Genomic DNA, 7,087 nt, shown 5'->3' with positions numbered 1-7,087 from the left:
GGAATATCTAAGGAAGAATTAAAAAGAAAAATATTTGGAAAAACTATAAAAAAACAATATTTTGAAGGTTTTTTAGAAAAACTAAAAGAAAGAAATTATATCGAGATTATTCAAGATGAAATTTCTTTAAAAAATAGAACTATAAAATTAAATTTAGATGAAAAAAACTTAAAAACATATTTATTAAAAACATATTTAGATGATGGCTTTAAGACAAAGAAAGCAAAAGAAGTAATAGATGATTCTTTTAATAAAAATTTATGTAAGAAAGTATATGAATATTTAAAAGATTGTGGAGAACTAATTGAACTTCCTGAAGAGGTAGTTTATTCAAAAGAATATCTAGATAAGGCTATGGAAATAGTTAAAAAGTTTTTTATCAAAAATGAAGTTATGAATTTATCAGATTTAAAAATAGAACTAGATATTTCAAGAAAATACTTAGTTGCTATTTTAGAATATTGTGATTCTATAAATTTAACTTATAGATGTGAGGAAGGAAGAAAGATTTATAAAGAGTCTTAGTTACAGGAAATGAAAAAAGAAATTATAGTAAGAAACGGTGGAATATTTATACTATCCCTTATAGGCATATTACTGTCTATAAAAATTTTAGGAAGAGATAACTTAATGGTTGGAGCAAATGCTGTTTTTCTATTAGTAGGTATTTTAAATAAAAACTTCTCTAATAAACCAGTAAAAAGTATTTTAAAAGTAATTGCATTAATGATGTTCATTGGTGCATTACCCTTTTTCGTTAATCTAAATGACTATACAGGTCTTTTAATTAACTTCTTAGGAATTTTTATATTGTTATATGCAATTGTATATAATTTAAATAAATCTATTTACTATCCATTTTTATTTGGATATACATTGCTTCTTGCAAGTAATGTTACTGGAAAGGCATTAGCTTATAGAATAATTGGATTAGCTATAGTTGGATTAGTAGCAGTATTATTCCAAATATTTTATATAAAAATTTGTGTTAAGCGTAAAATGAGTTCATTAAAACGAAGTTTATCATTATTAATAAATTACATTAATAATGAATGTAATGAAGACTCCTATAAGGAGTTAGATAAGTTTATGGAAGCAAATGCTACTTGGAGTAGAGAACTTTTAGAATATAGGGGGAGTAGCTTCTATCTAAATTATAAAGAAAATATTGAATTGAATTTAATTGCCATCCTAGATAAATTAGGAAACATACATAGTAATATCACTTTAAATAAAAATAATAGTTTATATTACCTTAAAGATGATGTTATAGAAATTTTAAAAACTATAAATCTTTTTATAAATGAAAAAATTAAAGAAGAGGATTTAGAGTATGCTTTTAAAATATTTAAAAGCAAACATATGACTGAAAATAATATTAATATTTTCGAATTAATAGTATCTATTGAAACCTTTAAGAAAATGGTGGTTGAACTAGATAAGTTAGAGACAGGAAACTTTAAAGTTAGTAAAAAAATAAAATTAATTGATATTAAAGAGAGTTTAAAAATAATTTTTGCTGATTTTAATACAAAATCAATAAGGTTTGTATTTTCTTTTAGAACTGCCTTATTAATATCAATAACATATTTTATTATTCAGTATTACCATATTGAATATGGTAAGTGGATAATATTCACAATAGCATCTGTATCTCAGCCTTATAATGAAACTATTAAAAATAGAGCTAGAGACAGGATTTTGGGAACTTTAATTGGTGCAGGAATTTATTATGGATTATCTTTAATTTTTGTTGATGAAATAAGTAGAGTATTTATTATTTTAGTTGCAATATATTTCTATGTTCACTTTAAAAAGTATATTCAAAATGTTGCTATGATAACAGTAATGTTTTTAGGGTTAGCAACATTAAATGTTGTTAATACAATTGATGCAACTGAATGGAGAATCTTTTTTATTGTTGTAGGAAGTATTTTAGTTCTTTTAGGAAATAAATTTATTTTCCCATATAACTTAGAGAAGGAAACTAAAATTTTATTAGATAAATATTTAGATTGCTGTAATAAAGCTTTTATGAATATTACTAGTATATATGAAAGTAACTTAGAAAGACAAAGAATTAAAAACTTAATTCTTCATGCAAGAGCATTAGAAAATAAAATTATATTAAATACTGATTTTACAAATAATTTAACTTTTATGAATTTAATAGAAGATGAACGAATAATAATAAATTGTATTCAAAATACTTTTAATTTAAGTGAAATCTATGATATTACATTAAGAATTAATGGAACTGTTAGAATGAACAAAATTAAATTATTAATAGCAGAAGTATTAGATGAAAAAAACATAACATTAGATGACTTTTTCAATAATGCTATAAACACAGAAGAGAAACTTATATATAAAGATATGTACCAAATGTCGAAAGCAAAATTAAATTTAAATACTATAAAGAGTTGTTTAAATAATTAATAATCTGATATACAATATAAGTTAATATAATAAAATTTATGGATGGTGAATTAAATGACAATAGATGAAAAGAATTTAGATATATATATACAAGAAAATGAAGCCTTAAGAAAAGATATTATGAATAGATTAAAGAGAATCGAAGGCCAAGTAAAAGGCGTACAAGGGATGATGGATAAGAATACTTGCTGCGGTGATGTATTAGTTCAAATTTCAGCAGTTAGATCTGCTATAAATAATGTAGGTGGCTTAATTATTGAAAGCTATGCTAGAAATTGTTTAGGAATTGATGAAGGCACAGTAGAACAAGAAAACTTAAAAAGGATGATAAAAACTATAAATAATTTTGTAAAATAATTTTGTAAAATAATTTAATAAGAGGGGGATTATGAGAGAGATTTTAAATGGGGGACTTTTAATATTGGGTTTTGCATTTCTAATTAAAGGTGCCGATTATTTTGTAGATGGTTCTGCTTTAATTGCTAAGAAGTTTGGAATTCCATCAGTTATTGTAGGATTAACTATTGTTTCTTTAGGAACGAGCGCTCCTGAATTAGCAGTAAGTACTATCTCTGCATTAAATGGAAATAACGGTATTGCTATTGGAAATGTTTTAGGATCAAATATCTTTAATACATTGGTTGTACTAGGTGGTACTGCTATAGTTATGCCATTTTTTATAAAGAAAAATGAGATAAAAAAGGATTTTGCTATAAATTCTTTAGTAATAGTTGTATTATATATAGTTTCATTTGGAGTTGTTTTAAATTGGAATAATGGGTTATTAGATAGAAAAGATGGTTTGATTTTAATTTTTTTATGCTTTATATATACATTTACATTAATTAAATATGCTATTAAAAAAAATGTAACTAAAGAAAACCACTGTAAAAACATAAAAATTTTTAGGAATCTTCTTAAAATTTTTATAGGGTTAATTGGAATAATCTTAGGTGGTGAGCTAGTGGTAGATGGCGCAAGTGCACTTGCCTCTTCACTTGGAATGAGTAGCAAACTTGTAGGATTAACAGTAGTTGCAATGGGAACATCTTTACCCGAGCTTATAACATCTATAGTAGCATCGATAAAGGGAGAAAATGAAATTGCAATGGGTAATATTCTTGGATCTAATATATTCAATATATTATTAATTCTAGGAGTATCATCTACAATAAATCCAATTACTATTTATAGTGGGCTGCGTGTAGATATAATATTCTTATTAATAGTTACTCTATTTATAGGTATACTTATATTTGCAAATAAATCTTCAGTAAAAAAATTTACTAGGATTGAAGGTTGTATTTTAGTAATAACATATTTTATGTATTTAGTATTTATAATTTCTAGAAATTAATAAAATACCATTAGGGCTCTATGTCTTAATGGTATTTTTATTGTTTAAATGAATGCCATAGATATTTTCAGTTATAAATTTGTTGTAGTATAATAAATTTATTTAAAGGTGGTGGAAATAATGATAAATAAAAATTCTTTAAAATCTGTAGATATAAGTAGAGTAGATGACTTTACTATACCTCTTCATGATAGTTATTGTTTTTCTAATATTTTAGGAACTATAAAAAATAATTTTGGAATAGATACTACAAAGATGTTACCAACGGACACTATGCAAAATCATAAAAATACAGATAAAGTAATTTTCTTTTTAGTTGATGGATTTGGATGGAAATTTTTTGAGAATACTAAAAATGAATGTAGCTTTTTTAATACAGCTACTAGGAATGGATGTATTTCAAAATTAACTACCCAATTTCCCTCTTCTACATCAGGACAAATCCCAACTATTTTAACTAACTTAACTATAAGTGAACATGGAATAGTTGATTGGTATTATTATGAACCAGTTGTAGACGATAGTATAGTTGCATTCTTATTTAAAGGTTCTTCTGATACTGAAGTTGAATCTCTAAAGAATAAAGGATTTAAACCAGAAAATTTTTTAATAAATGAAAGTTTTTTCACAGAACTTAAAAATCATAATATAAAATCTATTTCATATCAGCCACAAATTTTAAATAAAAGTACTTATAGTAAATATATGTTTAGATATTCTATTCTTAAAGACTATAATTCTTATGATGATTTAAAAGAGATACTATTAAAGGATTTAAACATTAGCGGTAAAGTTTATTATTATGTTTATTTACCAGAAATAGATACAATGGGTCATGAGTATGGTCATAATTCAGATGAATTTAAGGCAGAAATAAAGTTATTTTCAAATTTTATAGATAGTCTATATGAAGAGATTAAATTATCTGAACCATTAACGATAATGCTTTCAGCAGATCATGGCCAAATCCAAATTGATAGTAATAAAATGATATATTTAAACATTGAAGTTCCAGATATAGATAAATATTTAAAAAGAAATCAAAAAGGTAATATATATTCACCTTGTGGATATTATCGTGATATATTTCTACATGTAAAAGAAGAGGCACTAAATGAGCTTTATAACTTATTACAAAAGAAACTTAAAGGTATTGCTAAGGTATTAACTATAGAGGAAGCTCTAGAATTAAATTTATTTAAGAATATTACAGAGCAAGCATTAGAAAGAATGGGGAATCTTATAATTATTCCACTAGATAAAAATGGAATATGATTTTCTAAAGATACAACTTCAAAGATTAATATAAAGGGAGTTCATGGAGGATTAAGTAAAGATGAAATGGAAATCCCCTTTGTTTATATAAGAAAAGAACCTAATTAAGGGTTCTTTTTCATTATATACGAAAGTAAAAATTTTAATGCTTATTATTAAAATTTTCAATTTTATATTGTTACTACTATCCTTTTTAAATATAATGAATATATATATTTGTAATAAGAGGTGTGAATTATGAGAAAACTTTTAATTGTTGTTGATTATCAAAATGATTTTGTTGATGGTTCTGCAGGATTTGAGGAAGCTAAGATTCTAGAAAAAGGGATTTGCTCTAAAGTAAAAGAGTATTTAGATAATGATGATAAAATTTTAATAACTTTAGATACACATGATGAAAAAAAATATTTAAATACAAGAGAAGGCAAAAGCTTTCCAATTATCCATTGTATAAAAGGAACTGATGGTCATAAACTGTATGGAAATTTAAATTCTTTAGTAAAAGAAAATAAAAATATCTTTACACTTGAAAAGAAATCATTTGGAATTTCACCACAAGCTCTTTGTGAAGTTCAAAAAGACTTTGGAGAAATTGATTATATCGAGATAATTGGAATAGTAACTAATATGTGTGTACTTAGTAATGCTGTAATGTTCCAAAATGCATATCCAAATAGTGAGATAGTTATAGATAGTTCTTTATGTGCAAGCTTTAATAAAGATTTGCATAATAAAACTTTAGAATTATTAAAAGAAATTCATATAAAAATAAAATAAGTAGGAGAAACTAAAGATGAGTAAAGTTATAGTTGTTGGAGCAGGCCCTGCTGGAATAATGGCAGCCATTAAAGCTTCAGAAGAAAACGAAGTTATTCTTATAGAAAGAAATGATGAAATCGGTAAAAAATTAAAATTAACTGGTGGTGGAAGATGTAACATCACTAATAATAGAGAAATAGAAGATATGTTAGAAAAAGTTGTGACGAATAAAAAGTTTCTTTATTCGTCATTTTATACTTTTACTAATAGAGATGTACTTAAGTATTTTTCTGAACGAGGATTAGAATATAAAGTAGAATATGATGAAAAAATATATCCTCAAAATGATACTTCAGAAGATATAATTAATATTTTCAAGAGGGATTTAAAAGAACATAATATTAAAGTACTATATAACAGTACTGTTACAGACTTTATTATTGAAGAGGAAACTATTAAAGGTGTTATCATAAATGATTCTAAGGAAGTATACGCTGATAAGGTGATTGTTAGTACTGGGGGAAAGAGCTTTCCTCAAACTGGATCAGATGGATTAACATTTTCTCTTCTTGAAAAATATAATCATTCAGTAACACCATTATATGCAGCATTAATTCCTTTAGTTGTTAAAGAGAATTTTGTTAAGAATATGCAAGGTATATCCATGAAAGATGTATCCATTAAAGCTAAAGTTAAGAATAAAACTTTTATGCAACAAGGGGATATGATATTTACTCACTTTGGAATTTCAGGACCTGGTGTTTTAAAAATATCTTCTTATATCACTAAAGTTTTAGAAAAAAATGATGTAGTTCTTACATTAGATTTTCTTAGCAGTATGACAAAAGAGGAATTATCTAAAAAAATTAGAGAAAATGTAAATAAAACTATTTTTAATAATATAAAGGGTATTTTACCTCAAAAGTTTTTAAAAGAAATTCTTGAATTATGTAATTTAGAAGATGTTAAAGCTGCAGACTTAAAAAAACAAGATGAACTTAAATTTATTAATCTTATAAAAGAAATGAATTTAACTATAGGTGAAACACTAACTATTAAAGCAGCAATGGTAACTAGTGGTGGTGTAAGTGTAAAGGAGATAAATTCCTCTACATTAGAATCTAAAAAAATAAAAAATCTATATTTTTGCGGAGAAGTCATTGATATCGATGCTGAGACTGGTGGATACAATTTACAGATTGCTTTTTCAACAGGAACACTTGCAGGAATGTTAACTTAAAATAAAAAAGAACTGAT

General features: G+C 24.8%; 7 protein-coding genes. All 7 read left to right on the top strand.

What is annotated here, in order from left to right:
- A partial coding sequence (locus tag Q0W06_RS13795) for a SelB C-terminal domain-containing protein (protein ID WP_297636739.1) occupies positions 1-525 on the top strand: 525 nt, incomplete at its 5' end.
- 9 nt (positions 526-534) lie between these two features.
- Complete coding sequence (locus Q0W06_RS13790) at positions 535-2,439, top strand: FUSC family protein (RefSeq protein WP_297636736.1); 1,905 nt, start codon at positions 535-537, stop codon at positions 2,437-2,439.
- Positions 2,440-2,493: 54 nt separating this feature from the next.
- Positions 2,494-2,796: a metal-sensitive transcriptional regulator gene (locus Q0W06_RS13785; protein WP_297636733.1), complete on the top strand. Its 303-nt coding sequence runs from the start codon at positions 2,494-2,496 to the stop codon at positions 2,794-2,796.
- A gap of 31 nt (positions 2,797-2,827) precedes the next feature.
- Entirely contained in the window at positions 2,828-3,796 is a 969-nt protein-coding gene (locus Q0W06_RS13780) for a calcium/sodium antiporter (RefSeq protein WP_297636730.1), read from the top strand.
- A 120-nt stretch (positions 3,797-3,916) separates the two neighbouring features.
- Positions 3,917-5,071: an alkaline phosphatase family protein gene (locus tag Q0W06_RS13775; protein ID WP_297636727.1), complete on the top strand. Its 1,155-nt coding sequence runs from the start codon at positions 3,917-3,919 to the stop codon at positions 5,069-5,071.
- Between the two features lie 237 nt (positions 5,072-5,308).
- Complete coding sequence (locus Q0W06_RS13770; RefSeq protein WP_297636724.1) at positions 5,309-5,848, top strand: isochorismatase family protein; 540 nt, start codon at positions 5,309-5,311, stop codon at positions 5,846-5,848.
- A 16-nt stretch (positions 5,849-5,864) separates the two neighbouring features.
- Entirely contained in the window at positions 5,865-7,070 is a 1,206-nt protein-coding gene (locus tag Q0W06_RS13765; RefSeq protein ID WP_297636721.1) for an NAD(P)/FAD-dependent oxidoreductase, read from the top strand.
- Positions 7,071-7,087 lie beyond the last annotated feature (17 nt).

It is taken from the genome of uncultured Clostridium sp. (genome assembly GCF_947072515.1).
Classification (GTDB): Bacteria; Bacillota; Clostridia; order Clostridiales; family Clostridiaceae; genus Clostridium.
Note: the sequence above shows the minus strand (reverse complement) of the source record. Positions and strands in the feature narration are given on the sequence as shown.